The sequence below is a fragment of the Bradyrhizobium sp. B124 genome, assembly GCF_038967635.1.
Lineage (GTDB): Bacteria > Pseudomonadota > Alphaproteobacteria > Rhizobiales > Xanthobacteraceae > Bradyrhizobium.
In genome coordinates, this window is sequence record NZ_CP152413.1 from 152,628 (window position 1) to 179,181 (window position 26,554).

Genomic DNA, 26,554 nt, shown 5'->3' on the forward strand with positions numbered 1-26,554 from the left:
CGGCCTCGGCCTCGATGATCTCTAACTCGCTCGGTTTTGCCGACGGCGGTGGGAATGCTCGATCGCCGGCGTCGCGCCCGTCGCGGATCACGCGTTCAAGCCGCGCGACGCCGCGGCAGGACCGGGAGCCGCAACCGCCGATACTCACGATTGACAGGCAATTATTACATGTATAAAAATATGCAAATTCATATAATATGAGATGCCCGAATGGACGCGCATCCGCTCAAGCTCAGAGTGCAGTCGATCGTTGCGGAGACGTCGGTCATTCGCAGCGTCGTGTTTGGCGTGGAGGGCGGTGCCGTGCCGGAGTGGCACGCGGGTGCGCACATTCGCGTGTTGCTGCCGGGCGGGGCAGACCGGCCGTATTCGCTGATGGCATTGCCGGACCTGCCTGAAGGCGCCGTTGCGCTGGGGGTGCTGCGCGAGGAGACGTCGGCCGGCGGCTCGCAGTTCATGCATGCCCTTAAGGTCGGCGACGTCGTCAGCGCGACCGCGCCGGTCAACAATTTCAGTCTTCACGAGGGCGCCGCGCCGGCGTTGCTGTTTGCCGGCGGCATCGGGGTTACGCCGATCCTGTCCATGGCGGCGGTGCTGAAGGCGCAGGGAACCTGGTTTCGCCTGCACTATGCCGGGCGAATGCCCGGGCTGCTGGCGTTCCTGCCGCAGTTGCAGGCGATCTGTTCAGACGGCCTGGCGGTTCATTACGACAGCGATGCGTCCCGCCTCGATATCGCGGCAGCGGTTGGCGATGCGCCCGCAGACGCCCACGTCTATGTCTGCGGGCCTGCCGGCATGATTGACGCGGTGAAGACAGCGGCGCTAGCCAGGGGCATCCCGGCAGACCGCATCCATTTCGAGCTGTTCAAGGCGGAGCCGGCCGGTTCCCCGAACCAGCCGTTCGAGGTCGAGCTCAAGTCGACGGGGCAGGTCATCACGGTCGCGACCGATCAGAGCATCATCCAGGCGCTGGAAGCGGCAGGGCTCGACGTGCTCTATGATTGCCGGCGGGGCGATTGCGGCATCTGCCAGTGCGGCGTGATCGCAGGCGTGCCCGATCATCGCGACGTCATTCTCAGCGACGACGAGAAGGCGTCCAACAAGGTCATGCAGATCTGCGTGTCGCGTGCGAAGTCGGACCGGCTGGTGTTGGATCTCTGAGAGGAGGCAAGAGGCGCCATGGCGAAATACGGAAAGAATCCCCGCGCGATCGGCGGGCTTGTGCGCGACGCCGAGGTGCATCGCGATGTCTATATCGATCCCGAGGTGTTCGAGCTCGAGATGGAGCATCTGTTTCCCAACAGCTGGATCTATGTCGGGCACGCCAGCCAGTTGTCGAAGGCCGGCGATTTCATCACCGCCAATATCGGCCGGCAGCCGGTGGTGGCCAGCCGCCATACCGACGGCTCGATCCACCTGTTCTACAATCGCTGTCCGCACAAGGGCGTCAAGATCGCCTCCGAGCCGTGCGGTAATACCGGAAAGTTCTTCCGCTGTCCCTATCATGCCTGGTCGTTCAAGACCGACGGCTCGCTGCTCGCGATCCCGCTGAAGAAGGGCTACGAGGGCACCGGCTTTACCGACACCCAGGCCAACGACGGGCTGTCGCGGATCAAGAACGTCGTCGTCTACCGGGATTTCATTTTCGCGCGCCTGAGCGAAAACGGCGTCGGCTTCGAAGACTATTTCGGTGAAAGCCTCTCGACCATCGACAACATGGTCGATCGTTCGCCGGAGGGGAAGCTGGCCGTCGAGGCCATGCCGATCCGCTACATGCACACCTGCAATTGGAAGATGCTGGTCGAGAACCAGACCGACACCTGCCATCCCATGGTGGCGCATGAGAGCTCGGCCGGCACCGCCATCAAGGTCTGGCAACGCGAACAGGGCGATTCCACCGAGAAGCCGATGGCGGTGCAGCTCTATGGGCCGTTCATGAGCCCGTACGAGTTCTACGAGCAGAGCGGCATCCGGATCTGGCCCAACGGCCACGGCCATACCGGCGTCGCCAATTCCATCCATTCGAACTATTCGGACGTTGAGGGCTATCTCGGCCAGATGGTCGCGGCCTATGGCGAGAAGCGGGCCCACGAGATTCTCGGAGAGGTCCGGCACAACACCGTCTATTTCCCGAACATCATGGTCAAGGGCGCGGTGCAGATCCTGCGCAATTTCATCCCGATCGCGGTGGACAGGACGCTGGTGGAGAGCTGGGTCTATCGTCTGGTCGGCGCGCCCGACAAGCTCTACGAGCGTGCGCTGATGTACAATCGCTTCATCAACGCACCGACCTCGATCGTCGGGCACGACGATCTCGAAATGTATGAGCGGGCCCAGGAAGGGCTGAAGTCGAACGGCAATCAATGGGTCAATCTGCGCCGGCTCTACGAGAGCGGCGAGGAGCCTGACGTCACCGCGGTGATCAACGGCACGTCGGAGCGCCAGATGCGGAATCAGTTTCATGCCTGGGCCAAATTCATGACCGTGGACATGGACCAGCCGGTCGAGGCCGCGGAATGATCAGCGAAAAGACCATCACCGATTTCATCTATCGGGAAGCCGACCTCCTCGACACCATGCAATGGCAGGCGTGGCTCGACCTGTTCCACCCGGAAGGGCGCTACTGGATGCCGCTGGAATGGCAGCAGCAGGATCCGGTGCTGCAGCCGTCGCTGATGTACGAAGACCTGTTGCTGATGAAAGTGCGCATCGAGCGATTGGCCGGCGAACGCACCTTCAGCCAGAAGCCAAAGAGCCGCTGCCATCATCTGCTGCAGGCGCCGCAGATCCTCGCGTGCGACCCGGCGGCCGGCATATTCAAGGCGCGGACGTCCTTTCTCTACACCGAGACGCGCGGCGACACGCTGGAACGCTTTTCCGGATGGGCGTCGCACGATCTCGTTCAAGTCGGCGATGACCTCAAGATCAGGCTCAAGCGCATCGACCTCGTGAATTTCGACGCGCCGTTCGGCAATATCCAGCTTTTCATGTGAGTGCGCCTTGACCACAGCGACCACCGTCTACGCCCGCTTTCGCGAGATCGCCCTCCGCCGGGGAGAAGCCTGCTTTCTCAACGTGCTGCCCGAGACGGCCGATATCTACGGCATCGCCGCCGGCGAGATCTCGTATCGCGCCATGTTTGAGCGGGTGGAGCGCTGGCGCGCGGCGTTCGCTGGCCACGGCTATGGCAGAGGCCATCGGGTCGGGCTGCTGCTGCAGAACAGGCCGGTCTTCGTCGAGCTGTGGTTCGCCTTGAACGCGCTCGGTGTGTCCGTGGTGCCGATCAACCCCGATCTGCGGGTCAGCGAGCTCGAATACATCATCGCGCATTCCGAGATGAATGCCGCGTTCGTCCTCGCCAAACGACGCGACGAGGTCGAGACGGCGGCACGCCAGGCCGGCCGGCCCATTCCGGTTGCGACCGACAGCGGCGAGATTCCGGCCCCGTTCGGCGGCGCGCGGCCGGCGAACGCCGGCGACGGTTTGAGCGAATGCGCGCTGCTCTATACCTCGGGGACGACAGGCCAGCCCAAGGGCTGCGTGCTGACCAACACCTATTTCCTGTATTCCGGAGACTGGTATCGCGATGTCGGCGGATTGATCGATCTCAGGAACAATGGCGAGCGCATGATCACGCCGCTGCCGCTGTTTCACATGAACGCGATGGCGGTGTCGCTGATGGCGATGCTGTCGGTCGGCGGCAGCCTGACGATGCTCGATCGCTTCCATCCGCGAAGCTGGTGGAAATCGGTGCGCGACAGCCGGGCGACCTGCCTGCATTATCTCGGCGTCATGCCCTCGATGCTGATGAGCGCGCCGCCGACGCATGAAGATCGCGCGCACACCGTGCGGTTCGGCTTCGGCGCCGGCGTCGACAAGCTGCTCCACGCGCCGTTCGAGGAGCGCTTCGGTTTTCCGCTGCTCGAGGCCTGGGCGATGACCGAGACCGGAAGCGGCGGCGTGATCGCCGCCCATGTCGAGCCGCGCAAGATCGGCACAAGCTGTTTTGGACGTCCGGCGCCCGAAGTCGACGTGCGGATCATCGACGACGGCGGCAACGATGCGCCGGTCGGAACGCCGGGCGAGCTGTTGGTGCGGCGGGCGGGGGATGATCCCCGCTACGGATTCTTCAGCGAGTACCTGAAGAACGAGGAGGCCACCGCCGAGGCCTGGAAGGACGGATGGCTGCATACCGGAGATATCGTGTCGCGCGATGCCGATGGCGATCTGCATTTCGTCGATCGCAAGAAGAACGTGATCCGCCGCTCCGGCGAGAACATCGCCGCGGTCGAGGTCGAATCCGTGCTCAACCGCCATCCGGCGATCCGGCAGGCCGCGGTGGCGGCGACACCGGATCAGGTGCGCGGCGACGAGGTCGCGGCTGTCATCATCGCGGAGCAGCCGGGGGCCGACCGCGCGCTCGCCGAGGACATCGTGCGCTGGAGCCTGGAGCAGATGGCCTATTACAAGGCGCCGGGCTGGATCTCGTTCGTCGAAAAACTCCCGCTGACCGCGACCGAGAAGATCCAGCGCGCCGGATTGAAGGAGTTCGTCGCGAAGCTGATGCGCGATGGCGCGTTCTTCGATCTTCGCGACCTCAAGCGGCGGCAGGAGTGATCATGAGCCAGACCCGCACCACACTCATCACCGGAGGCAATTCCGGAATCGGCGAGGCCTTGGCGAAGAAACTCGTCGGCGAGGGACAGCGGGTCGTCTCGGTCGGCCTCGAGAAGCCGGACTGGACGCATGATCTGCTGAGCGCCTATCGCGCGGACTTGACCAGCATCGCGGAGACCAGGGCGATTGCACAGGAGATCCGCCGGGATCATGCGGTCGATTGCCTCGTGCACAATGCCGGAATCATCCTGCCGAATCTGCTGGCCGACGCGAAGCCGGAAGACATCCTGACGCTGGCGCAGCTGCATCTGGGCGCACCGATGCTGCTGACCCAGGCGGCGATGGAAGGGATGCGTTCACGGAAGTTCGGGCGGATCGTGTTCGTGAGCTCGCGCGCCGCGATGGGCGCGGCCACGCGCTCGGCCTATTCGGCCACCAAGGCCGGCGTGCACGGCATGGCGCGGACATGGGCGCTGGAGCTGGCATCGAGCGGGATCACGGTGAACGTGGTCGCACCGGGTCCGATCCTGACCGACAATTTCTGGGGCGTCATCCCGAAGGACTCCGAGCAGCAGGAGAAGATGGCACGCAACGTTCCGGTCGGGCGGCTCGGCTCACGCGAGGACGTGGCGCACGCGATCCGCTTCTTCCTCGACGAGCGCTCCGACTTCGTGACCGGACAGGTGCTCTACGTCTGCGGCGGCACCAGCCTTGCCGGCCTCAGTCCATGACCGCGTGCGGATCAGATCTGATTCTGGCGGATGTTCTCGACCATCTTGGCCAGCACGCGGGCGCACACCTCGATCTCGTCGGGATCGATACCGACGGTCAGCCGGTCGTAATTTTTCTCCATGATCGGCCAGATCTTGCGCAGCAGGGCCTCGCCGTCCGCCGTCAATCCGACGACGCGGCGACGCTGGTCTTCCTCGGCGATCTCGCGCTTGACGAGACCCGATGACACCATCGACTCGACCATGCGGCTCGCGGTCGACTGCTCGGTGACCGCCAGCACGGCGATCTCGTTGACGGTCAGGGTCTTGTAGATGAACAGGACCGACAACGTCCGGAACACGACGTTGTTGATGTTGTGCTCGCTGAGATCGCGGTTCTGATCCAGGTTCCAGCGATTGGCGAGCCGGTTGAAGAGATAGGGAATGTAGCTTTGCAGCTGGTCCCGTGTCCGCGGTGGACCGGATTTCCATCTGCTCCTGGAGTCTTTGGCCATTATGTCCTGCGACCCTGCTTCTTGCTTTCGCTGCCAAGTTTCGAGGAGAGGGACCGCAACACCGACAGTGCAGTCTCCAGCTCCTGGGCGGGAATATTTTCAAGCCGTTCGCTGAGATGCCGCTTGTGCACGTCAGCCGCCTTCCTGAACAGTGCTTCGCCTTTCGGCGTCAGGCGCACGATGAACGACCGGCGGTCCTCGCTCGACATTTCCTTGCTGATCAGGTCGTCGGCCAGCAGTCGCTGCACCAGGCCCGAGACGTTGCCGCCGGACACTTTCAGGTTCTGCGACAACTGCCCGAGCGCCATTCCGTCCCTGTAGCGATCGAGCTGAGCCAGCACGTCGAACTTGGCCAGCGACAAGCCGAACTCCGAGCTCAGCATGGAATTCAGCGACGCAAACAGCTCGCCGTGCAGGGACAGCAATTGCAGCCAAAGCCGGGTTTCAATCTGCCCGAATACGGGAGCCGTGCTCTCCTTGAGTGCTGCCGGCATCATGCAAAACTCTTGATGGTCTGGATCACGCCGTCGAGCTCCTTGCCTTCGCTGTCCTTCAGCGCGGCCTCCCGCAGTCGGCGCGCCCAGTCGGCGGCATCGTCACGCGGTGCGACCAGTCTGATCGCGGCCAGCGTCTTGTCGAATTTCGACAGGCCGCGGCTGTGGGTGTCGGAATAGCCTTTGACAAGGCGCCGGCATTGCAGGACCTCGACGCCCAACTGATAGTTTGCTCGCACCGCCTCTGTCGCGGCGTTGAGCCATTGGTCCCGATGAGCGGTTTCGATGGCGTGACGCAGCGAGCGGCGGCGTATGCCGCGGAGGCCGCCGACGACATAGAGCGCGAGGAACCAGGGCAGCGAGTAGGTCCGCACCCGGCGCCCCTTGTTGACGCGCCGATCGAGCCAGCCGAGGAGGCGCGGCCTGGCGCCAAGCCAGCGGCCAAGGCCCACTGGGAGCATGCCCATGACCTCTTCCATGCGGGGATGCATGAACTCGGTGGTCTGCAGCACCTGATCCTGCGACAATTCGAGCTCGTCCTCGATCCGCGCGCGGCGGCTGGATCTGGTCTTGAGGTCGGCAACGCGGATGACGTCATCATAGGCCATGGCGTTGGCGAGATATTTTGCGGCGGCCTGGGTGAAGGCAAAATCTCGCCCGGCGCCACCGCAGCTCCGATCGGCGGCGTGGAGCTTGCCGAGGATGTCGAGATATTCATCGCCATAGGCGACGTCCTGGAAATCGACGACCTTCTTCAGCCCGGCGCGGCCCATGGCCTGCACGGCGTCGGGCAACTCTTGCGTCAACCGCGCGGCGAGGCCGGCAAGACGGGGATCCAGAGCTGCCGGGGAGGGAGCGGTGTCAGCCGCCTCCGATTGGGCCGGCGGCACCGGGTCGGGGGATTTCGACTGCACCCGGTCAAACGCAGCCTCGAACGCGCGGACGCTGGCTTGCGCGCCTTTGTCGCCGGCGCGGATGACGTCGAGATAGCTCTCGCGGCTGAAGCTCAGCACGCCGGCGCCTGCGAGCGCGCCGAACATCGCAGCCGAGATCACGCTGCCATTGGCGATCGCCAGCGCGTTCATGTCGAAGATGATCTCGGTCTTGGCGGCGATTCCGATGGCGCCGGTCACCGCCTCCCCGTCGGCGATACCGTTGCCCGGCGCAATCTTCTCGCCGATCGCGAACGTCCGGTGATTGGATGCGATCAGCGTGGTGCGATCCGGCGTCACCAGGCCGCGCAGGATCGAGCGGCCGGCTTCCATGAATTCCGCCGCCATCACTACGTCGACGTCGCCGGGCGTCGGCATCAGCGACAGGATCGGCTTGCGGCCATCGAGCGGCGGCATCGCCTCGATATAGTAGATCGTGGCGCCGGTGCGCTGGGCGACGCCGGGCACCGAGGTCGACTGCGCGACCCAGCCATGGTTCTCGGCGAGCTGGACGATCCAGTCGGTGAGGACGCCGCCGCCCTGGCCACCCATCGCGACGATCGCGATCGAGATCGGCCGCTCGGTCGCGTCACCTGCGGCAGGAAGCGCCAGCTGGACCGTCTCGTCTCTCATGACAAGGCTCTCATGCCAAAGCCTCGAGCGCCGGACGCCGGCGATCGCGCCGCCGCTGCAGCCAGCCGATCACGGCCATCGCGACCCTGGATTTGAACTTGTCCCAGCCGGTCGGATTGTGAATGACGTCGGCGCGATAGAATGAGGGACACAGCACCGCTGCGTCCGCGACCTCGCCGCAATTGCCGCAACCGACGCAGGAATTGTCGATGGCCGCAACGGGATCGTCGCGCAAGGGATCATCGAGCTGCTTGACCGAGAGCGACGGGCAGCCGGAGAGGCGGATGCAGGCGTGGTCGCCGGTGCAGACGTCCTCGTCGACGCCGAAGCGTTCCTTCACAGTGCGAACGCCGTCCTTGATCGCCTTGCTGATCTGCGGCTTCACGCGGCGCTGCTTGTTCAGCATGCATTCGGAGGACGCGACGATGACCTTCGGGCCTTCCTCCTTGGTCGTCAGCGCTTCCTTCAGCGTGTCGCGCATCCGGCCGACATCGTAGGTGCGATCGATCTGCCGGACCCATTGCCCGCCGATGCCCTTCACGGCCTGCACGATCGAGTTGTTGGTGTTTCGCCGCTTGCTCGTCGCGCGCGACGACAGGATGTCCTGACCGCCGGTCGCCGAGGTGTAGTAATTGTCGACGATGATGAAGACGCCGTCATGCTTGTTGAAGACGGCGTTGCCGATGCCGCTGGTCAGCCCGTTGTGCCAGAAGCCGCCGTCACCCATCACGGCGATCGAGCGCTTGTCGGCCTTGACGTTGAAGGCCGAGGTCGAGGCCGGGCCAAGGCCAAAGCCCATGGTCGTCGCGCCGATGTTGAACGGCGGAAGAATCGAGAACAGGTGACAGCCGATGTCGGCGGAGACGTGGTGCAGGCCGAGCTCGCTCTCGACCAGCTTCATGGCGGCGAAGATCGGCCGCTCCGGACAGCCGGTGCAAAGCCCGGGCGGACGCGCCGGCACGACGTGCTTCAGCTTCTCGACCTCGGGGTGGTTGAGCACGGGGCTCGCGTCAGGCGCCGGCGGCCGATTGCCGAGCAGCCTCGGCTCGGTCTTCTCGATGAATTCGCGCACGCCGCCGAGCAGCACCTGCGCGGTATAGTCGCCACCCATCGGCAGCACGTCCTTGCCGTGGATGCGCGCCTGGATATCTCTGCGGCGTAGCACCGTGTTGATCGCCTGCTCCAGATATTCCGGCTGGCCTTCCTCGACGATCAGGACGGCGTCCTTGTCGAGGCAGAACTCGGCGACCTCGGTGTCGATCACGGGGTAGGTGACGTTCATGACGTAGAGCGGAACCTGCGTGTTGCCGTAGGCATCGGACAGCCCGAGATATTGCAGTGCGCGGACGACGTTGTTGTACATCCCACCCTGCATGATGATGCCGACCTTGCCCTGCTTCGGCCCCATCCATTCATTCAGCCTGTGGTCGCGGACGAAGTTGATGGCTGCGGGCATCCGCGTCTTGATCTTCTCCTGCTCATGCTCGTAGGCCGCCGGCGGCAGCACGATGCGGCCGACGTCGCGCTTCGGATTGTTCAGGGCGTCCTTGATGGTGTGAGCCGGCCTGACATTGTCCTTGCAGGCAAAGCTTCCGTGCATGTGACAGGCACGGACGCGCACCTCCAGCATGACCGGGGTGTTCGAGACCTCCGAGAGCTCGAAGCCCTTCTCGATCAGGTTGACGATGCATTCATGGTCAGGGCGCGGATCCAGCAGCCAGATCTGCGATTTCATCGCAAAGGCATGGGTACGCTCCTGCATGATCGAGGAGCCTTCGCCGTAATCCTCGCCGACGATGATCATCGTGCCGCCGGTGACGCCGCCGGAGGCGAGGTTGGCCAGCGCGTCGGAAGCAACATTGGTCCCCACCGTCGACTTCCACGCGACCGCGCCGCGCAGCGGATACATCACGGAGGCAGACAGCATCGCCGCCGCCGCCGCTTCATTGGCGGAGCTCTGGAACACGACGCCGAGATCGTCGAGCACGTCCTTGGCGTCGGCCAGCACGTCCATCAGGTGCGAGATCGGCGAGCCCTGATAGCCGCCGACATAGGCGACGCCCGATTGCAGGAGTGCCTTGGTGATGGCGAGGATGCCTTCACCGCGGAAGGTGTCGCCGTCGCCGAGCCGGAGATCCTTGACCTCACGAGCAAAAGACCGTTCAGCCATTGCACCCTCCAGAAATATGCGATAGCATACGTTTACATGTAAAGTAAGTCAAACGCTGCGCCCCGATTATGAGCCGGCGACAGGGTAGGGCCAATGCTGAAGCTGCCGCGCTTTAGAGCCGCCGCCGTCCAGGCTTCACCTGTCTATCTCAACGCCAGCGCGACCGCCGACAAGGCCGCCTCACTGGTGCGTGAAGCGGCGGCGAACGGCGCGAAGCTGGTCGCATTCCCCGAAGTCTTCGTGCCCGGCTATCCCTATTGGAACTGGATCACCGATCCTGTCACGGGCAGCGCCTGGTTCGAGAAGCTCGTCAAGGCGTCGGTGCTGGTGCCGGGTCCCGAGATCGACATTGTCCGCAAGGCGGCGCGCGATAGCGGGTGCTACGTCGTACTCGGCGTCAACGAGCGCAGCCCGGTGTCGCTCGGCGCAATCTACAACACGCTGGTCTTTATCGGCCCGGACGGAGCGCTGCTCGGCAAGCACCGCAAGCTGGTGCCGACCTGGGCAGAGAAGCTGACCTGGACCGGCGGCGACGGGTCGAGCCTGCGCGTCTATGACACCGAGATCGGGCGCCTCGGCGGGCTCGCCTGCGGTGAGAACACCAACACGCTCGCGCGCTTCGCGCTGCTCGGGCAGGGCGAGCTGGTTCACGTCGCGAGCTATATCTCGCTTCCCGTCGCGCCGCCGGACTACGACATGGCGGAGGCGATCAAGTTGCGCGCCATTGCTCATTCCTTCGAGGGAAAGATCTTCACGATCGTTTCCTGCTCGACCGTGTCGGAGGAGATCATTGCGGCCATGGAGAGCGTCGTCCCTGACGCGCGGGCGCGCCTGCAGCGCAAGTCGAGCGCGTTCTCCGGCGTGATCGGACCGGACGGCCGTCTCGTCGGCGAGCCACTGATCGACGATGAAGGCATCGTCTATGCCGATATCGACCTCGAGCGCTGCATTCAGCCAAAGCAGATGCATGACATCGTCGGGCACTATAATCGGTTCGACATCTTCGATTTGCGGGTCAACCGCCGTCCGCAGGCGCCGCTCGGCCTTGCGGAAGGCGAGCGTCTGGCGGCTGATGCCGCGGAGCAGGCGAACTTCGTCTCAATTCCAGGCAGGACGGAATGATGGGACGTGTCGATCCAACGACGCCTCCTCACCGTCGTCCTGGCGAAAGCCAGGACCCATTACCCCGAATGGTCATTGTCGAGCGATCTGCGTCCACGATCCCTTTCACAATTGAATGCGGTGGTTATGGGTCCTGGCCTTCGCCAGGACGACAGTTTTGGATGTGGCGACAGGAGTCGATTTTCCGACGCCACGAATCGCGAACTCTCCTCACCGTCGTTCTAGCTTCCGCCAAGACGACGATGTTACGCAAGGACCCACAGCTGTCATCGCCCGGCCTGTGCGCAATTGCGCACATGGACCGGGCGATCCAGTACGCCGCGGCCTCTCGGCTCAAGCACAGACGTCTCTGGAATACTGGATCACCCGCTTTCGCGGGTGATGACACCGCGTGGTGCGGCAACTTGAATCGACAGCCAGCTTCACCGTCGTCCTGGCGAACGCCAGGACGATAGTCCCATGCATGTGGCGACAGGACGTCATCAGATAAGACTTGAAGGACAGGATGGGTGAAAACGTCATCGGCCGGGCCAACGTCGAGGATACCCCGGAGCTCAAGGCCTACTACAAGGACCTCGAGAAGTTCGAAGCGGCCGCGCTGTGGACGGTCGCCAACCAGATCGAGCCGTGGCAGCCGCAATCGGCGTCCGTTCCCGTTCTCTGGCGCTATAGCGATCTGCGTGAGCACGTACTGCGCTCGGTGGAGCTCGTCTCGCCGGAGAAGGCGGGACGGCGGGTGATCTATCTCAACAATCCCGGTCGCCGCGACGTGTCGGCCGCTGTCGGTTGGCTCTATTCAGGCTTGCAGGTGATGCACCCGGGCGAAGTGGCGTCGGCCCACGCGCATTCGGCCTCCGCCCTGCGCTTCATCATGGAAGGGACGGGCGCCTACACCATCGTCGATGGCCACAAGATGACACTCGGCGCGCGGGATTTCGTGCTGACGCCGAACGGCACCTGGCACGAGCATGGCGTCGAGGGAAACGGCTCGGTCTGCATCTGGCAGGATGGGCTCGACATTCCGCTCGTCAATGCGCTGGAGGCGAATTTCTTCGTCGTGCACCCGAAGATCCAGCAGGAGGAGTCGGGCTATCCCGTCGACGACATGACCAAGACCTGGGGCAATCCCGGTCTTCGGCCGGCGGGTTCGCGATGGTCGAACGGCTATTCACCGATGTTCAAATATGAGTGGGAGCCGACTTACGAGTCGTTGCGAAAGTATGCCGCCGCGACCGACGGATCGCCCTATGACGGCATCCTGATGAACTATGTCAATCCGATCACCGGCGGACATGTGATGCAGACCATCGGCGCGAGTATGCAGTTGCTGCGGCCGGGCGAGACCACCAGGTCGCACCGGCACACCGGAAGCTTCGTCTATCAGGTCGCCAAAGGACACGGCTACTCCGTGATCGGCGGTAAGCGGTTCGAGTGGCAGGAGCGCGACATTTTCTGCGTTCCTTCCTGGGCTTGGCATGAGCACGGCAACGCCTCGGCGAGCGAGGACGCTTGCCTGTTCTGCTTCAATGACCTGCCTGTCATCGAAGGGCTCGGTCTCTACCGTGAAGAGGCCTATGGCGACAATGCCGGCCATCAGCCGGTCGCGGCCTGACATTTCCCCGCAGAATTCAACCCGAATAATCGGATCAAGCTCTCATGCGTCTTGTTACCTACACCTTGGGCTCCGGCGGCGCCCGGCTTGGGGTTGTCGTCAACGGTTTGGTTGTCGATGTCGAGCGTCTCGGTGCGTCCCGCGGTCTGGTCTGGCCGGGCGATATGCTCTCGTTGATCGATAACGCCGTCACCTTGCTGCCGGCGTTGAAGGAATATCTGGACAGCGCCAACGGGGCGCTGCCGGTCGGCGCCGCCGTTCCGCTCGAGGACGTCAAGCTGCAGGCACCGATCCCGCGCCCGCGCAAAAACATCTTCGGGATCGGGCTGAACTATCGCGCCCATGTGGTGGAGTCCGCCAAGAGCCTCGACACCGACAAGGATCTGCCGAAGCAGCCGGTGGTGTTCTCCAAGCCGCCGACCGCCGTGATCGGACCGGGAGCGGCGATCCAGCACAATGCCCGCATCACCCGGCAGCTCGACTGGGAAGTCGAGCTCGCCGTCATCATCGGCAAGACCGCGACGCGCATCCCGGTCGAGAAGGCGATGGATCACGTCTTCGGCTATTCCGTGATGATCGATATTTCCGCGCGCGACAATCGTCGCGCCGGGCAGTGGATCTTTTCCAAGGGCATGGACACCTACGCGCCGTTCGGCCCCTGCATCGTGACCGCGGATGAGATTCCCGACCCGCATGATCTCAGGCTTTGGCTGACCAAGAACGGCGTCGTGAAGCAGGACTCCAACACCAAATACATGATCTTCGACATTCCGGCCCTGATCTCCGACATCTCGTCCGGCATGACGCTCGAGCCCGGTGACATCATCGCGACCGGAACGCCCGAAGGCGTGGGCGCCGGCATGAGCCCGCAGGAATGGTTGTGGCCCGGTGATGTGGTCGAGGCGGGCATCGATGGCGTCGGCGTCATCCGGCACCCCGTTGTTGCGGTCTGATGACGCCATTCTCGTTCGATCGCGAGCTGAGGTTCGGGGATTGCGATCCATCGGGGATCGCCTATTTCCCGTCCTACCTGAACATCCTCAATGGCGTGGTCGAGGAGTTCTGGGCTGTGATCGGATTTTCCTGGCCGGAGCTGATCACGATCCGCAGGATCGGGACCCCGACCGTGCATCTGGCCTGCGACTTTTCGCGGCCGTCGAAGTTCGGCGACCACCTGACGTTCGGTCTGCGCATCGTTAAGATCGGCCGCGCCTCGCTCGATCTGGCGCACGTCGTGACGGGAGCCGATGGCGTGCGCTGGCGCGCGCGCCAGATCCTTGCCGCGACGTCGCTGGTCGATCATCGCGCGATTCCGTGGCCCGACGACGTTCGTGCTGCGCTCGAGCTGCATCGCCAAGCAGACGAAAACACGCAGGTGGTGTCGCTATGATCTCGCTGTTCATGACGTTCTCCGATCCGAAAGGCGAGCGGCGAATTCACGCAGGCGATCTTGCGGCTGCGGCTGCCATGGTGGGGTCTACTCCGGGGATGGCCGAAGGCCTGCTGTTTACGCCGCTGGAGCAATTGGTCGATCATCCCTACAAGGCTGACGGGACCGGGCCGGTGTTTGCGCTCCAACTGCGTTTTCCGAACCTGTTTGCGTGCGAGGCCGCGATGGATCGCGGTGGCGTGCTCGCAGGTCTTGCGGCAGGTCGCGGACTGCCGAGCCTTGCCGGATTGGACGTGACGCATCAGGCGATGGTGACGCGCGTCTTTCCGGTCGACGCCGCCACGCATGCGAACGGCACGGTGATGCCGTGCAGCTACCTCGTGCATTATCCCGGGCCGGCCGACGATATGAATGCCTGGAATTTGCATTACCTGGAGCATCATCCGTCGATCATGCGGACCTTCCCTGACATCCGCCAGATCGAGATCTACACGCGCATCGATTGGGTCGACCGGCTGCCGTCGCGGCGGGTCGAGTACATGCAGCGCAACAGACTGATGTTCGACAGCCCGCAAGCTCTTGCGCTCGCGCTGAGCTCCGACGTGATCAAGCGCATGCGCGCGGACTTCGTCCGGTTTCCGCCGTTCGCGGGCGGCAACAAGCATTTTCCGATGCTGACGAGGATCGTCCCGACCGGGGAGATGGGCGAGGGCGGAACGCCGCGATGATGGCATCGTAGCGAGAACATTGGGCGCGGATCACCGCTCGGGGGCAGCCCACCTCTGGACACTGACATCCGCCAGCGCCTCGAATATAGCCGGCGTGCGTTCCAGGCGGGCGATCGTTCGCGCGCCTTCGAGGGCGGCTACCAATGCGGCTGCGGTAGAGGATGCGCGCGCGGGAGCGAAACCGCACCCTCTGAAATGCTCCGCAACAATCTCGGTCGAATCAACAAATCCGCGCGCTACCCGTTTGGTCAGCTCAGCGTCGAGCGCGGGCAGCTCATTCGCCAGATTTTGCATGAGACATCCGTACTGGAAATCTGAGGCGACCATTTCGGCCGCGAATGTGCTGAAAATCTGATGAACGAAATTCAGAGCATCGCCCGTCGTATTCGCCGAGATATTCCGCAATACCGCGATTCTAGCCGCAACGTAATGATCGATTGCTTCCTCTGCGAGCTGTGCCTTGCCCCGTGGAAAGTGAAAGTAGAACGATCCTTTGGGCGCACCGCTTTCTGCAATGATCTGGGTCAATCCAGTCGCCGTGTAGCCTTGGATGCGAAACAGTCGTTCGGCGGTGGCAATCGCGCGAGCGCGGGCGTCAGTCTTGCGTGGCATGCCGTGAACGTAACACGTTCTGCTTGACGCTTCTATGGCGATTGCCATACTATGGTGATCACCATAGTAGGAAATCCGGTGATGCCCCTCGGCCAAGCGCCTGCACGCGGACGGTGCGTTCCGTCATGAGTCATCCAGTTGGTTTCAAGTCATCGGCGTCCCGACGAGCCGTCCTGGCGATGGGCGCGGCCGGCCTGGTTGCGGCTTCGCTTCGACCGGCCCGTGCAAACCCCATAGGAGGAACTGATTTGATCACATCAGCATATGGCGATGGAACGCTTCCCAAGGGGGTCCGCTCGCGCATGATCCATGGGGTCAACGGCCTCGATGTCCATATTCTCGAGGCCGGCTACGAAAGCCCCGGCCGGCCGCTCGCGCTGCTTCTGCACGGCTTTCCGGATTTGGCTTACGGCTGGCGACACCTGCTCCCGCTACTTGCTGAGGCCGGGTACCATGTGGTGGCGCCCGACCAGCGGGGTTTTGGCCGCACCACCGGTTGGGTGAACAGCTATGATGCCCCGCTAGAACCGTTCAGCCTCTTGAACATGACGCGTGACGCCCTCGGATTGGTTTCGGCGTTGGGGTATCGGCGCACGGCCATGCTCGTCGGGCACGACTTCGGCTCGCCCGTGGCGGCTTATTGTACGCTGGCGCGACCTGACGTCTTTCCCTCGGTGGTGCTGATGAGCGCACCGTTCCCCGGTCCGCCGGCGTTTCCTTTCAACACTGCGGAAAGCGAGGCATCGTCGGTCCAACCGAACACTGAAAATCAAAAGTTGGCGGCCGCGCTGGCGGCGCTCGATCCGCCGAGAGAGCATTACCAACAATACTTGAGCACACGGGGGGCGAACGATGACATGTGGCACCCCCCTCAAGGTCTACATGCGTTTCTTCGTGCATTCTTCCACGTCAAGAGCGCTGACTGGCGGGGAAATAAGCCGCATCCGTTGAAGGCGCGAACCGCCATCGAACTTGCACAAATGCCCACCTATTACGTCATGGATCTTGGCAAGACGATGCCCGAGACCGTTGCTCCATTCCACCCTTCCGCCGCCGAGGTCCAGGCCTGCAAATGGCTCACCGAGCCGGAACTTGGCGTGTACACCGAGGTGTATGGCCGCACCGGGTTTCAAGGCGCTTTGCAGGCTTATCGCGTCTATTCCGATCCTGACCTGAACGCTGAGCTGCGCCTGTTTTCGGGCAAGACGATCGATGTCCCGTCGCTCTTCATCGGCGGGAAGAGCGATTGGGGCACCTATTCGGCGCCGGGCGCGGTCGATCTGATGAGGACGAAGGCGGCAGCGCGGATGGACGGCATCGAGCTGATCGACGGCGCCGGTCACTGGATCCAGCAGGAGCAGCCGGTTCGGCTCAGCACGCTCCTGCTCGCCTTCATGAAGGAGGTGGGCGTGCGCAGCGCCGGGCCGACAAGCCATTGATGTTGCTGTTGCCGACTACTGTGCATGGGGTTGTTTTCGATGTTTTTGGTGTGCGGCTCGCCGGGGCCGACCCAAACTGGACTCAGTGTCCGCCGAGATAGGCGGTGATTAGCCGGGGATCGTGGATCAGATCCTTGGCAGGGCCGGACTGCACGATCTCGCCGGTCTCCAGCACGTAACCATAGTCGGCGGTCTCGAGCGCGGCGCGGGCGTTCTGCTCGACCAGCAGGATGGACACTCCCAAATCGCGCAGTGACGCGATGGTGCGAAAGATCTCGCGCACGATCAGCGGTGCGAGGCCGAGGCTGGGTTCGTCGAGCATCAGCAGCGCGGGCTTGGCCATCAGCGCGCGCCCCAGCGCCAGCATCTGGCGCTCGCCGCCGGACAGCGTGCCTGCGGCCTGGCGTTGCCGCTCCTTCAGCCGGGGGAAGCGATCATAGACCTCGTCCAGCGTCTGTCGGACGCCGGAGCGGTCGCGCAGGCTGTAGGAGCCGAGCAGCAGGTTGTCGGCGACCGACATGTCCGAGAACAGCTCGCGCTTCTCCGGAACCAGGCAGAGCCTGCGCTCGACGCGATCCTCGACGGACATCTTACGGATATCGCTGCCGCGGAATGCCATGCGGCCACGCGATCCGAGCAGCCCGATGGCGGCCATCAGCAGCGTGGTCTTGCCGGCGCCATTCGGGCCGATCACGGTGACGATCTGCCCCTCGTCGACCGACAGCGAGACGTTGCGCACGGCTTCGACGTTGTCGTAGCAGACGGTCACGTCGGTCATGGAGAACATCTCGCTCACGCGACGCCCCCGAGATAGGCCTCTTGAACCCGCTCATCGCTGCGGATCGCGCTTGGGACGCCCTCGCAAAGCTTGGAGCCGAAATCGAGCACCACGATGCGGTCGACCAGCGACATCACGAACTCCATGTCGTGCTCGACGATGAGGATGGTCAGGTGATCCGCGCGCAGCGCGCGGAGCAGCTCCGCGAGTCTAAGCTTTTCCTGGCGGCGCAGGCCCGCGGCCGGCTCGTCCAGCACCAGCAGGGCGGGATCAGCGGCGAGCGCGCGCGCGATCTCCAGGATGCGCTGGTTGCCAAGGGGAAGATTGCCGGCGAGCTCGAACGGCTTGTCGCCGAGCCCGACGCGCTCGAGCTGCATCAGCGCCTCGTGCCGGGCGCTGGCTTCCTCGCGCTGATTGAGGCGAAAGGCGCCGGCGAACAGGCCGGTGCGGGTTCGGCTGTAGGTGCCGAGCATGACGTTCTCCAGCAGGTTCATGCGCGGCCGCAGCTTCACATGCTGGAAGGTCCTGGCGACGCCGGCCTTGGCGATGCGGGATTGCGGATCACGCGTGATCAGGCGTCCCGCAAAGACGATTTCGCCCTTGTTGACCCGCAGCGCGCCGGTCAGGCAGTTGAACATCGTGCTCTTGCCGGCGCCGTTCGGACCGATGACCGCAACAATCTCGCCGGACCTCACCTCGAAGCTGACATTGTTGACCGCGACGAGGCCGCCGAACCGGCGCTCGGCGCCATCAACCTTCAGAAGAAGCTCGCCCGGTACCGGCTGCGGACGGCGCGGCAGCGGCGGCGCCGGCTGCGGCCGCTCGCGCCTGGTCTTCGGCAGATAGCGGGCAATGGAAGGGACGATACCCTGCCGCGCCCATTGCAGGAACAGGATGAACAGCGCGGAGAAGGCAACGATCTCGAGCTGACCGGATGCGCCCTTGGCGATCAGCGGCAGATAGTCCTGCACGCTGTTCTTGAGCAGGGTCACGATGGCGGCGCCGACGACACCGCCAAGCAGGCTGCCCGCGCCGCCGACCATCGTCATCATCAGATACTCGATGCCCATGCTGGCATCGAACGGACCCGGGCTGATGAAGCGGCTCATATGCGCGTAAAGCCATCCGGAGAGCGAGGCCAGGAATGCCGCGATCACGAAGGTCACGAGCTTGATCCGGAAGGCGTTGATGCCGAGGCTCTCGACCAGCGTATTGCCGCCGCGCAGGGCCCGCATGGCGCGGCCGAGCCGCGAGTCCAGGAGATTGTAGCCAAGCAAGAGCACCAGGGCGACGATGCCCCAGATCAGATAATAGATCTGCGCGCTGGAGACGAGCGCGAACGAGCCAACAGTGATCGGCGGGATCGACGAGATGCCGTTGAAGCGGCCGAGCCCCTCGACATTGCCGAACAGGAAGCCGATCGCAAGGCCCCATGCGACGGTCGAGAGCGAGAGGAAATGGCCCTGCAGGCGCAAGGTGACGACGCCGAGGATGGCTGCGACGCCGCAGGTCAGCGCTACCCCAAACAGCAGGCCGAGCCAGGGCGATTGCCCGTTCAGGGCAGAGACCCACGCCGTCGCATAGGCCGCGATGCCGACGAACGCAGCCTGTCCAAACGACACGATGCCGCCGACGCCGGTGAGGAGCGCCAGGCCGATCGCGACCAGCGAATAGATGCCGATATAGTTCATCAGCGTGATGCTGAACGGGCTCAGGACGAGGGGCGCGAGTGCGAGGCACGCCAGTGCTGCTGCCGAAGCGAGCTGAACATGGAAGCGCGTCATTCCTCGATCTCCTCCTCGGAATGCAGCGAGGCGAGGGATCGCCAGATCAGAACCGGGATCAGCAGCGAGAACACGATCACGTCCTTCAAGGCACTGCTCTGGAAGGATGCGAAGCTCTCGAGGATGCCGACCCCGACCGCGCCGATCGCGGCACCGGGATAGCTAGTCATGCCGCCGACGATGGCGCCGACGAACGCCTTGAGTCCGATCAGGAAGCCGGAATCGTAGAACACGGTATTCACCGGCGCGATCAGGATGCCGGATACGCCGGCCATCAGCGAGCCCAGCAGGTAGGCGATGGTGCCGGCCCGCGCCGGCCGGATCCCCATCAGCCGCGAGCCGGTCCGGTTCACCGCCGTGGCGCGGAGCGATTTGCCGACCAGCGTGAAGTCAAAGAAGAGATAGAGGAGGCCGCTGAAGACCAGCGCTGCGATCACGATCAGCATGGTCTGGCCCGAAATCAGGACGCCGGCGAACTCCGTCGAGAACGACGTCAGCGGTTCGGTCCGGACTCCCTCGGGGCCGAAGAACAGGAGGCCAAGGCCGACCAGCGCGAAATGCAGCGCCACGGAGACCGTCAGCAGCAGGAGCACGGTGCCGTCGGCGATCGGGCGGAAGACGATCCGGTCAAGCAGAGGGGCGATCGGCGTGATCAGCATCAGCGCGAGCACGAGCCGGACGGCGAGCGGCGGGTCCATCCGTATGGTGAGCCAGGCGATGCCGACCACTGCCAATGGAACGGCGAGATAGAACAGAAGCGCACGTGGCAGCAGGCGAAGCTCGCCATTGCGAATGAGCGAAATGATCTCGATCAGCGTCGCAAGGCACGCCAGCACCACGACCAGCGCGCCGGTTCCCGGAAAGCGCTTGGCATCGAGGGCGGCAAGCGTCAGCGCGGTGAAGGCGGCGATGTCGCCGAACGGAATGAAGATGACCCGTGTCACCGTGAAGATGAGCACGGTTCCGATCGCGACCAGCGCGTAGACCGCGCCGGTGGCGATCCCGTCGATCGCAAGGATGGCCGCGATGTCGCTCGTCATTGAGACGCCGTTCCCCCGTTCTGACCGCCGGCCATCTTCCGCTTACGGCGCGTACTTCCAGGCGCCGCCGGTCAGGCGGACCACCACCAGCGAGCGCTCGTCGACGCCGGTGACTGCACCTGGTTTGAAGTTGTAGACGGCATGCACGCCGGGCAGTTCCTTGGTGCTGAGGATGGCGTCTCGCAGCGCCGTGCGGAATTCCGTCGTCCCGGGCTTCGCGGTCTTGAGCGCCCGCTCGGCGGCGTTGGCAAAGATCAGCCAGGCATCGAAGGAGTAGGCGGAGAATCCGTCGGTGGTCGGAATGTTGTGGGTCTTCTGGTAGACCGCGCGGAAATCGAGCGCGATTTTCTTGGCGAAATGCTCGTCCGGAAGCTGTTCGGCCACGATCACGGGGCCGGCGGAGACCTGAATGCCCTCGGCGGCCTTGCCACCGACCGTGACGAAGTCCGGATTGACCAGCGCCACGGTGCCGTAGGTACTGCCCTTGAAGCCGCGCTCGGAGAGCGTGATGAGCGGCAACGCGCCTTGCGTGCCGGAGCCGCCGATCAGTACCGCGTCGGGACGTGCGGCCATGACCTTGAGGATCTGCGCGGTCACCGAGGTATCGGTGCGGGCATAGCGCTCGTTGGTCTGGACCTTGATGTCGTCGATGGGCTCGGCGGCCTTGGCCCCGTTGTAGACGAGGTCGCCCCACGCATCGGAGAAACCGATATAGCCGATGTTCTTCATGCCGTCGCGCTTCATCCGGTCGGCGACGATCTTGACCAGGAGCGAAGCCGGCTGCGGCACGGCGACGACCCATTGCTCCGGCGAGTCCGGTAGCTTGCCGACCGGTGAGATCGAGATCATCGGCACTTTCAATTCGCTGGCGACGGCCGCCATGGCGATGGTCGAGGGGGTCGTCGCGGTGCCGATCAGGAGGTCGACCTTCTCCTCCTCGACGAGCTTGCGCGCGTTGCGCGTCGCGGCCGACGGATCGGAACCGTCGTCGAGCTGGATCAGGCGGATGGTCTCGCCGTTGATCGTCTTCTTGTATTCATAGGCGGCATTGATGCCGCGCCCATAGGGGATGCCGATCGACGCGCCGTTGCCGCTCAGCGAGGTGACGAAGCCTATCGTGATGTCGGCTTGCGCAGCCGGTGCTGCGAAGACGCCGGCGACAAGCGCGAGTAAGCCCAGGGTTTTCTGCCGCATTTGCGTTGTCCTCCGTTGATGCTGGATACGAATGTCTGGAAGCCGGGCAGGAGCCCGAGCTGTGCACGAACCGATTGAAGGCATTGCTGCAGCGCCAGACGCCGGGCGCGGCGAGAGGGAAGTTCGCTTGGCCGGGGCGTCAGCGGCCATGGCGAGATGTGCCGCTCGAATAGCGGGCGGGTCTGCGGCAACCGGCGTGCATCTGTCGAAGCCAAAGAAGGCGAATGCCGCAGCCGCGATGCGCGACCGGCGATGTTGCTGCCGGCCATTCGGGCCCGACGATAGTCCACGCGATTGAGTTTCTCAAAATCGGTGCCCTGCAACATCATCGCCATGGCCACCGGCATGGACCGATGGTCGATTACTTAAAGCCTAAAGTATTCTCCGTGGCGCCGTCAACACGTGTCGCAGGGCTGCCAGAAAAAAATGTTGCTGCATACAATTCCGTCAGAGTGCGCCATTTCCTTCATCGCTTTGTCTTGGAAAACGGACCTTCTTGGTGCGACGAAGAGGCCCCCTTGGCGGGCCCCGCCATGCGCATTTGACGCGTCAATTAGTTTATGGTTGAAATATCTCTGTCGGCAGGCCGACAGCCGATGCTCCCGTCACCGTTTGAGGAGAAGGGCGATGCGCATCTTCTGGCAGAGTTTCGTCGATGCGAGCGTGAACGCGCCCTATATGGCGCGGCTGTCGGAGTACCTGAACAAGATCGCCGCGCCCGGTACGACGGTTCACGTCGAGGGCATTTCACCGCCGGATCGGGAGTTCGGCCGTCTTGCCGAATTGCGCTGCGCCGTCCAGGCGATCGACAACGGCATCGCGGCCGAAGAGGCCGGATTCGATGCCTTCGTGATGGGCCATTTCCAGGATCCGGGACTTTATGAACTCCGCTCGACGCTCGACATTCCCGTGATCGGGACCGGCGAGGCGACGCTGCTCGCGGCCTCGCAACTCGGCCGGCGCCTCGGCCTCGTGACGCTCGATCCAGTCTTCGAGGTTTGGCACTACGAGCAGGCCGAACGTTATGGCCTCGGTGATCGCGTCGTCCATGTGACCGGCCTCGGCTGCAAGCCGGAGGATTTCGCGGCTGCGTTCGCTGGCGATCAGGCAGCCCACGCCCGGATGATCGAGGATTTTCTGGCCTGTGCCCTTCCGCTGGTGGAGCGCGGCGCCGACGTGGTGATCCCTGCCGGTGTGCTGCCGGGCCTCTTGATCGGGCGTGAGCACGGTCTGAAGGTCGGGCACGCGCCGGTCGTGAACTGCGCAGCGGTGGCGTTGAAGAGCGCCGAGATGTGGGTACAGCTCAGGCAGCTCAACGGCACCGAGCCGAGCCGCGGGCCGAGCTTCAGGCGTGCCAGTGCACTTGCACGTGACGATTTCCGGTCGATGCTCGCGCGCAACAAGCGTTAGCGCCCGAACAGCCGACCAGCTTGGAGAGCCAGATGTGACGAGACCCGAGAAGGTGACCCTGTTCGAATACGACTCGTGGCAGTATCGATATGAAGCTGACGGTGATCTGAGGCGGGCAGGCAAGGCAGGCGGCTGGTGAAAAATTCGCTGCGCACACCGTATGACGGCATCGTGATGGCGGCTCCCGTCACGATCCCCTATGCGCGCTATTCCATCGAGAGCGCGCAATGGTGGATCGGCCGCGCGCTGAGCGCGCTGGTCGCGCGGGCGGGCATCAAGGCTTCCGACATCGACGGTCTGTGCGTCTCCAGCTTCACCATGGGGACCGACAGCGGGATCGGACTGACGCAGCATTTCGGGCTGTGCGTCAGATGGCTGGACACGATCCCGCTCGGCGGTGCCAGCGCCATCGCGGCGTTGCGCAAGGCGGCGCGCGCAGTGCAGGCACACGATGCCGACATCGTGGCTTGCGTCGCCGGCGATACCAACCACGTCGATTCCTTCCGCCTCACGCTCGAGAATTTTTCGCGCTTCAACCAGGACGCGGTCTATCCCTATGGCGCAGGCGGCGCCAATGCGAGCTTCGCGCTGATCGCGCGCAACTACATGCGGACGTATGGCGTCACGCGCGAGGACGTCGGCAGGATCGCGGTCGCCCAGCGCGCCAACGCGCTACGAAATCCGCATGCGCTGATGAAGGCGCCGCTGACGATCGAGCAGTATCTGGCGGCCCGTCCCATTTCCGACCCCATTCACCTGTTCGATTGCGTCATGCCCTGCGCCGGTGCCGAGGCCTTCCTTGTGATGCGGGACGAGACCGCGGCATCGCTTGGCTTGCCGGCTGCACGATTGCTGTCGACGATCGAGCGGCACAACGCCTTCGCCGACGATCCGATGCAGGTGTGTGGCGGCTGGGCGATGGATGTCGGTGAACTCTACGCGATGGCCGGCGTGAAGCCTGACGATCTCGATATCGTCCAGACCTATGATGACTATCCGGTCATCACGATGATGCAGTTCGAGGATCTCGGCTTCTGCAACAAGGGCGAGGGCGCGGCTTTCGTTCGTCAGCACGATCTGACGGTTGACGGCGACTTTCCGCACAACACCTCGGGCGGCCAGCTCTCGGCAGGGCAGGCCGGCGCCGCCGGCGCTTATCTCGGGCTCGTCGAAGGATTGCGGCAGGTTCTGGGCGAAGCCGGTCCCACGCAGGTGAAGGATGCAAAGCTCGGTTTGGCCTCGGGCTTCGGGATGATCAACTATGACCGCGGCCTGGCCTCGGGCGCCGTGATCTTTGCAGGGCCCGCGCGATGATCGATCCGATCGAGCCACCCCGACGCAAGAACCCGCTGCTGCGGACGCGACTTCCCGCGTCGCCGCCGCGGGCGCGCAGCAGGACATCGCACGGGTTCACACGCGCCGCCGCCGAAGGACGCTTCATGCTGCAGCGCTGCGAGGTTTGCGGTGCCTTCGCCTATCCGGCACGCGAGGCGTGCCCCGCCTGCCTGTCGGCGGGTCTGGTGTTCGTCGACGCGCCGCGCCGCGGCGCGCTGCTGGCCGAAACGACGGCGCGGGTGCCGAGCGACGTCTATTTCCGCGAGCGGGCGCCCTGGCGGATTGGTCTCGTCAAGATGGACTGCGGCCCGACGATGGTGGCGCATCTGCATGCCGACTGCGTCGAAGGCGCGCCCGTCTTGATGTCGTTTCAGCTCGACAAGAGCGGTCAGGCGGTGGCCTTTGCCCGACCTGAGGGGGAGACTCGCAACATGGCAGACGACAGGCAGTGGCGGGAAATGACGGCTGATCCGAAATTCCGGCGTGTGCTCGTGACCAACGGCCGCAGCCTGATCGGCCAAGAGGCCGTTGCAGCGCTGAAGGCCGCGGGCGCAAAGACGGTGTTCGTGGGCGTTGCCGAAACATGGCGGCCGTTTGCCGGCGAGCAGCTGTTGCGCGGACAGCAGGGGATCGAACTCGTGACGCTCGACGCGGCCGACGAAAAGTCGGTGACCGATCTTGCGGCCGACATCGGCGGCAAGGTCGATATCCTCGTCAACACGACGGAATATGTGCGGCCCGGCGGTCTCCTTGATCGCAGAGGCACGAGCATCGCGCGGGACGAGATCGACCAGGCTTATCTCGGCTTCATCAACCTCGCGCAGGCCTTTGGTCCCGCGATGCGGATGCGGGGTGCGGACGGCGTCAACAGCAGTGCCGCCTGGGTCAATATCCTGTCGGTCCATGCGCTGGCGAACTGGCCCGCTTTCGGCGCCTATTCGGCATCGCAAGCCGCTTGCCTGTCGCTGTCGCATTGTCTTCGCGCGGAAATCAGGCCCGGCGGCGTCAAGGTGCTGAACCTGTTCACGGGGCCTGTCGACAACGAGTGGTTCCAGACGGTGCCGCCGCCCAAGGTCGCGCCGCGCGCCGTGGCACAGGCGATCGTGTCCGGGCTCAGAGGCGGACTCGAGGAGATGTATGTCGGAGACGTCGCCGAGGAAATCAGGCAGCGTCTTGCCGCCAATCCGAAGGCGCTGGAGCGCGAGCTCGACAGATAAGATCAGGATTTCAACCAAGCGGGAGGACGTGACGATGCAAAGCAAGAATCTCCTGGAGCTCGCAGGTGCGGTTTCCTCCGGCGCGGTGCGCGTCGTCGATCTGACCTTCACGCTCAGTCCGGATTTTCCGGTCATCGTGCTGCCGCCGGAGTTTGGCCAGGCAGCTCCGGTCCGGATCCAGGAGATTTCACGCTATGACGGTCGCGGTCCGGCCTGGTACTGGAACAACGTGACCTTCGGCGAGCACACCGGCACGCATTTCGACGCGCCGATTCACTGGTTCACCGGCAAGGATCTGCCGAACAATGCCGTCGATACGATGCCTGCGAAGGACATGATCGCTCCGGCGTGCGTCATCGACTGCTCGGCCGGCGCAGCGCAGGACCCGGATTTCCTGCTGACCGTTCCGCTCGTCGAAGCCTGGGAGGCGAAGCACGGGCGGATTCCCGAGCGGAACTGGGTTCTGCTGCGCACCGATTGGTCGAAGAAGGGCTGGCGCGACTACGCCAACCTCAGGGACGACGGCGCGCACACGCCGGGCCCGAACGCGGCTGTCATGAAATGGCTGGTGGAGGAGCGCGGCATCATCGGCTTCGGCACCGAGACGATCGGCACCGACGCGGGGCAGGCCGGCCATTTCGAGCCGCCTTATCCGGCGCATCACTTCCTGCACGGCGCCGGCCGGTATGGCCTTCAGTGTCTTTGCAATCTCGATCAGCTTCCTGCCACCGGCGCCGTCATTGTCGCTTCGCCCTTGAAGATCCAGAACGGTTCCGGCAGCCCGCTGCGCGTGATCGCACTGGTTTCGGCGAACTGAAGCGA

25 protein-coding genes are annotated in these 26,554 nt (G+C 64.0%); 15 read left to right on the plus strand and 10 right to left on the minus strand.

Annotation, left to right across the window (positions count from 1 at the left end; genetic code table 11):
- The first annotated feature begins 210 nt into the window (after nt 1–210).
- Genes AAFG13_RS00550 through AAFG13_RS00570 form a run of 5 tightly spaced genes read left to right on the plus strand, consistent with a single transcriptional unit; the run spans nt 211 to nt 5,348 of the window.
- Nucleotides 211–1,161: a PDR/VanB family oxidoreductase gene (locus tag AAFG13_RS00550; protein ID WP_342710804.1), complete on the plus strand. Its 951-nt coding sequence runs from the start codon at nt 211–213 to the stop codon at nt 1,159–1,161.
- Between the two features lie 18 nt (nt 1,162–1,179).
- Nucleotides 1,180–2,520, plus strand: coding sequence for an aromatic ring-hydroxylating dioxygenase subunit alpha (locus AAFG13_RS00555; protein WP_342710805.1), 1,341 nt, complete (start codon nt 1,180–1,182; stop codon nt 2,518–2,520).
- Nucleotides 2,517–2,993 (plus strand): aromatic-ring-hydroxylating dioxygenase subunit beta, encoded by a 477-nt coding sequence (locus tag AAFG13_RS00560; RefSeq protein ID WP_342710806.1) that lies wholly within the window; start codon nt 2,517–2,519, stop codon nt 2,991–2,993. Before AAFG13_RS00555 ends, AAFG13_RS00560 begins: the two co-directional genes overlap by 4 nt.
- Nucleotides 2,994–3,000: 7 nt before the next feature.
- Nucleotides 3,001–4,617: an ATP-dependent acyl-CoA ligase gene (locus AAFG13_RS00565; RefSeq protein WP_212315302.1), complete on the plus strand. Its 1,617-nt coding sequence runs from the start codon at nt 3,001–3,003 to the stop codon at nt 4,615–4,617.
- A gap of 2 nt (nt 4,618–4,619) precedes the next feature.
- Nucleotides 4,620–5,348, plus strand: a complete 729-nt coding sequence (locus tag AAFG13_RS00570) for an SDR family oxidoreductase (RefSeq protein WP_342710807.1) — start codon at nt 4,620–4,622, stop codon at nt 5,346–5,348.
- An 11-nt stretch (nt 5,349–5,359) separates the two neighbouring features.
- Here the strand turns inward: AAFG13_RS00570 and AAFG13_RS00575 are convergent, their stop codons facing one another.
- From AAFG13_RS00575 to AAFG13_RS00590, 4 genes are read right to left on the minus strand one after another with little or no spacing between them, the layout of a single operon-like run.
- Nucleotides 5,360–5,842: a MarR family winged helix-turn-helix transcriptional regulator gene (locus AAFG13_RS00575; RefSeq protein WP_212315299.1), complete on the minus strand. Its 483-nt coding sequence runs from the start codon at nt 5,840–5,842 to the stop codon at nt 5,360–5,362.
- On the minus strand, nt 5,842–6,336 hold the full coding sequence (locus tag AAFG13_RS00580) for a MarR family transcriptional regulator (RefSeq protein WP_212315298.1): 495 nt from the start codon (nt 6,334–6,336) through the stop codon (nt 5,842–5,844). The genes AAFG13_RS00575 and AAFG13_RS00580 overlap by 1 nt, the downstream gene beginning before the upstream one ends.
- The gene (locus AAFG13_RS00585) at nt 6,336–7,901 is read right to left on the minus strand and encodes an indolepyruvate oxidoreductase subunit beta family protein (RefSeq protein WP_342710808.1); all 1,566 of its coding nucleotides are present in this window, start codon (nt 7,899–7,901) and stop codon (nt 6,336–6,338) included. Before AAFG13_RS00585 ends, AAFG13_RS00580 begins: the two co-directional genes overlap by 1 nt.
- 10 nt (nt 7,902–7,911) lie before the next feature.
- Nucleotides 7,912–10,071, minus strand: coding sequence for an indolepyruvate ferredoxin oxidoreductase subunit alpha (locus AAFG13_RS00590; RefSeq protein WP_342710809.1), 2,160 nt, complete (start codon nt 10,069–10,071; stop codon nt 7,912–7,914).
- Between the two features lie 93 nt (nt 10,072–10,164).
- On the opposite strand from AAFG13_RS00590, the gene AAFG13_RS00595 reads away from it, so the two are divergent.
- The 5 genes from AAFG13_RS00595 (at nt 10,165) to AAFG13_RS00615 (ending at nt 14,923) form a co-directional block, all read left to right on the plus strand.
- Nucleotides 10,165–11,193, plus strand: coding sequence for a carbon-nitrogen hydrolase family protein (locus AAFG13_RS00595; RefSeq protein ID WP_342710810.1), 1,029 nt, complete (start codon nt 10,165–10,167; stop codon nt 11,191–11,193).
- Between the two features lie 505 nt (nt 11,194–11,698).
- Nucleotides 11,699–12,805 (plus strand): cupin domain-containing protein, encoded by a 1,107-nt coding sequence (locus AAFG13_RS00600; protein WP_342710811.1) that lies wholly within the window; start codon nt 11,699–11,701, stop codon nt 12,803–12,805.
- Nucleotides 12,806–12,849: 44 nt separating this feature from the next.
- Nucleotides 12,850–13,758 carry a fumarylacetoacetate hydrolase family protein gene (locus tag AAFG13_RS00605; RefSeq protein ID WP_342710812.1) on the plus strand — a complete coding sequence of 303 codons (909 nt, stop codon included), beginning with the start codon at nt 12,850–12,852 and terminating at the stop codon, nt 13,756–13,758.
- On the plus strand, nt 13,758–14,195 hold the full coding sequence (locus AAFG13_RS00610; RefSeq protein WP_212315290.1) for a thioesterase family protein: 438 nt from the start codon (nt 13,758–13,760) through the stop codon (nt 14,193–14,195). Before AAFG13_RS00605 ends, AAFG13_RS00610 begins: the two co-directional genes overlap by 1 nt.
- Nucleotides 14,192–14,923 carry a hypothetical protein gene (locus AAFG13_RS00615; protein ID WP_342710813.1) on the plus strand — a complete coding sequence of 244 codons (732 nt, stop codon included), beginning with the start codon at nt 14,192–14,194 and terminating at the stop codon, nt 14,921–14,923. Before AAFG13_RS00610 ends, AAFG13_RS00615 begins: the two co-directional genes overlap by 4 nt.
- A gap of 30 nt (nt 14,924–14,953) precedes the next feature.
- On the opposite strand, the gene AAFG13_RS00620 is transcribed toward AAFG13_RS00615, so the two are convergent.
- Nucleotides 14,954–15,535: a TetR/AcrR family transcriptional regulator gene (locus AAFG13_RS00620; RefSeq protein ID WP_342710814.1), complete on the minus strand. Its 582-nt coding sequence runs from the start codon at nt 15,533–15,535 to the stop codon at nt 14,954–14,956.
- Between the two features lie 248 nt (nt 15,536–15,783).
- Here AAFG13_RS00620 and AAFG13_RS00625 point away from each other — a divergent pair, with 248 nt between their 5' ends.
- Entirely contained in the window at nt 15,784–16,974 is a 1,191-nt protein-coding gene (locus AAFG13_RS00625) for an alpha/beta hydrolase (protein ID WP_342710815.1), read from the plus strand.
- Nucleotides 16,975–17,056: 82 nt separating this feature from the next.
- On the opposite strand, the gene AAFG13_RS00630 is transcribed toward AAFG13_RS00625, so the two are convergent.
- Genes AAFG13_RS00630 through AAFG13_RS00650 form a run of 5 tightly spaced genes read right to left on the minus strand, consistent with a single transcriptional unit; the run spans nt 17,057 to nt 22,117 of the window.
- Nucleotides 17,057–17,770 (minus strand): ABC transporter ATP-binding protein, encoded by a 714-nt coding sequence (locus AAFG13_RS00630; RefSeq protein ID WP_212315286.1) that lies wholly within the window; start codon nt 17,768–17,770, stop codon nt 17,057–17,059.
- Complete coding sequence (locus AAFG13_RS00635; RefSeq protein ID WP_342710816.1) at nt 17,767–19,536, minus strand: branched-chain amino acid ABC transporter ATP-binding protein/permease; 1,770 nt, start codon at nt 19,534–19,536, stop codon at nt 17,767–17,769. Before AAFG13_RS00635 ends, AAFG13_RS00630 begins: the two co-directional genes overlap by 4 nt.
- Nucleotides 19,533–20,576, minus strand: coding sequence for a branched-chain amino acid ABC transporter permease (locus AAFG13_RS00640; RefSeq protein ID WP_342710817.1), 1,044 nt, complete (start codon nt 20,574–20,576; stop codon nt 19,533–19,535). Before AAFG13_RS00640 ends, AAFG13_RS00635 begins: the two co-directional genes overlap by 4 nt.
- 42 nt (nt 20,577–20,618) lie before the next feature.
- Nucleotides 20,619–21,770 carry an ABC transporter substrate-binding protein gene (locus AAFG13_RS00645; RefSeq protein ID WP_212315282.1) on the minus strand — a complete coding sequence of 384 codons (1,152 nt, stop codon included), beginning with the start codon at nt 21,768–21,770 and terminating at the stop codon, nt 20,619–20,621.
- Nucleotides 21,689–22,117: a hypothetical protein gene (locus AAFG13_RS00650; RefSeq protein WP_342710818.1), complete on the minus strand. Its 429-nt coding sequence runs from the start codon at nt 22,115–22,117 to the stop codon at nt 21,689–21,691. Before AAFG13_RS00650 ends, AAFG13_RS00645 begins: the two co-directional genes overlap by 82 nt.
- 280 nt (nt 22,118–22,397) lie before the next feature.
- On the opposite strand from AAFG13_RS00650, the gene AAFG13_RS00655 reads away from it, so the two are divergent.
- The 4 genes from AAFG13_RS00655 to AAFG13_RS00670 all read left to right on the plus strand — a co-directional run bounded on the left by AAFG13_RS00655 (nt 22,398) and on the right by AAFG13_RS00670 (nt 26,549).
- Nucleotides 22,398–23,180, plus strand: coding sequence for an aspartate/glutamate racemase family protein (locus AAFG13_RS00655; RefSeq protein ID WP_342710819.1), 783 nt, complete (start codon nt 22,398–22,400; stop codon nt 23,178–23,180).
- Between the two features lie 135 nt (nt 23,181–23,315).
- On the plus strand, nt 23,316–24,494 hold the full coding sequence (locus AAFG13_RS00660; RefSeq protein ID WP_342710820.1) for a thiolase family protein: 1,179 nt from the start codon (nt 23,316–23,318) through the stop codon (nt 24,492–24,494).
- The gene (locus AAFG13_RS00665; RefSeq protein ID WP_342710821.1) at nt 24,491–25,732 is read left to right on the plus strand and encodes an SDR family NAD(P)-dependent oxidoreductase; all 1,242 of its coding nucleotides are present in this window, start codon (nt 24,491–24,493) and stop codon (nt 25,730–25,732) included. Before AAFG13_RS00660 ends, AAFG13_RS00665 begins: the two co-directional genes overlap by 4 nt.
- A 34-nt stretch (nt 25,733–25,766) precedes the next feature.
- Entirely contained in the window at nt 25,767–26,549 is a 783-nt protein-coding gene (locus AAFG13_RS00670) for a cyclase family protein (protein WP_342710822.1), read from the plus strand.
- Nucleotides 26,550–26,554 lie beyond the last annotated feature (5 nt).

Coding starts and splice junctions, on each gene's coding strand:
- AAFG13_RS00570 (WP_342710807.1), top strand. CDS start 4,620: ATGAGCCAGACCCGCACCACACTCATCACCGGAGGCAATTCCGGAATC.
- AAFG13_RS00580 (WP_212315298.1), bottom strand. CDS start 6,336: ATGCCGGCAGCACTCAAGGAGAGCACGGCTCCCGTATTCGGGCAGATT.
- AAFG13_RS00610 (WP_212315290.1), top strand. CDS start 13,758: ATGACGCCATTCTCGTTCGATCGCGAGCTGAGGTTCGGGGATTGCGAT.
- AAFG13_RS00670 (WP_342710822.1), top strand. CDS start 25,767: ATGCAAAGCAAGAATCTCCTGGAGCTCGCAGGTGCGGTTTCCTCCGGC.
- AAFG13_RS00615 (WP_342710813.1), top strand. CDS start 14,192: ATGATCTCGCTGTTCATGACGTTCTCCGATCCGAAAGGCGAGCGGCGA.
- AAFG13_RS00550 (WP_342710804.1), top strand. CDS start 211: ATGGACGCGCATCCGCTCAAGCTCAGAGTGCAGTCGATCGTTGCGGAG.
- AAFG13_RS00645 (WP_212315282.1), bottom strand. CDS start 21,770: ATGCGGCAGAAAACCCTGGGCTTACTCGCGCTTGTCGCCGGCGTCTTC.
- AAFG13_RS00605 (WP_342710812.1), top strand. CDS start 12,850: ATGCGTCTTGTTACCTACACCTTGGGCTCCGGCGGCGCCCGGCTTGGG.
- AAFG13_RS00560 (WP_342710806.1), top strand. CDS start 2,517: ATGATCAGCGAAAAGACCATCACCGATTTCATCTATCGGGAAGCCGAC.
- AAFG13_RS00635 (WP_342710816.1), bottom strand. CDS start 19,536: ATGACGCGCTTCCATGTTCAGCTCGCTTCGGCAGCAGCACTGGCGTGC.
- AAFG13_RS00555 (WP_342710805.1), top strand. CDS start 1,180: ATGGCGAAATACGGAAAGAATCCCCGCGCGATCGGCGGGCTTGTGCGC.
- AAFG13_RS00585 (WP_342710808.1), bottom strand. CDS start 7,901: ATGAGAGACGAGACGGTCCAGCTGGCGCTTCCTGCCGCAGGTGACGCG.
- AAFG13_RS00575 (WP_212315299.1), bottom strand. CDS start 5,842: ATGGCCAAAGACTCCAGGAGCAGATGGAAATCCGGTCCACCGCGGACA.
- AAFG13_RS00620 (WP_342710814.1), bottom strand. CDS start 15,535: ATGCCACGCAAGACTGACGCCCGCGCTCGCGCGATTGCCACCGCCGAA.
- AAFG13_RS00665 (WP_342710821.1), top strand. CDS start 24,491: ATGATCGATCCGATCGAGCCACCCCGACGCAAGAACCCGCTGCTGCGG.
- AAFG13_RS00600 (WP_342710811.1), top strand. CDS start 11,699: ATGGGTGAAAACGTCATCGGCCGGGCCAACGTCGAGGATACCCCGGAG.
- AAFG13_RS00650 (WP_342710818.1), bottom strand. CDS start 22,117: ATGCCGGTGGCCATGGCGATGATGTTGCAGGGCACCGATTTTGAGAAA.
- AAFG13_RS00640 (WP_342710817.1), bottom strand. CDS start 20,576: ATGACGAGCGACATCGCGGCCATCCTTGCGATCGACGGGATCGCCACC.
- AAFG13_RS00655 (WP_342710819.1), top strand. CDS start 22,398: ATGCGCATCTTCTGGCAGAGTTTCGTCGATGCGAGCGTGAACGCGCCC.
- AAFG13_RS00595 (WP_342710810.1), top strand. CDS start 10,165: ATGCTGAAGCTGCCGCGCTTTAGAGCCGCCGCCGTCCAGGCTTCACCT.
- AAFG13_RS00590 (WP_342710809.1), bottom strand. CDS start 10,071: ATGGCTGAACGGTCTTTTGCTCGTGAGGTCAAGGATCTCCGGCTCGGC.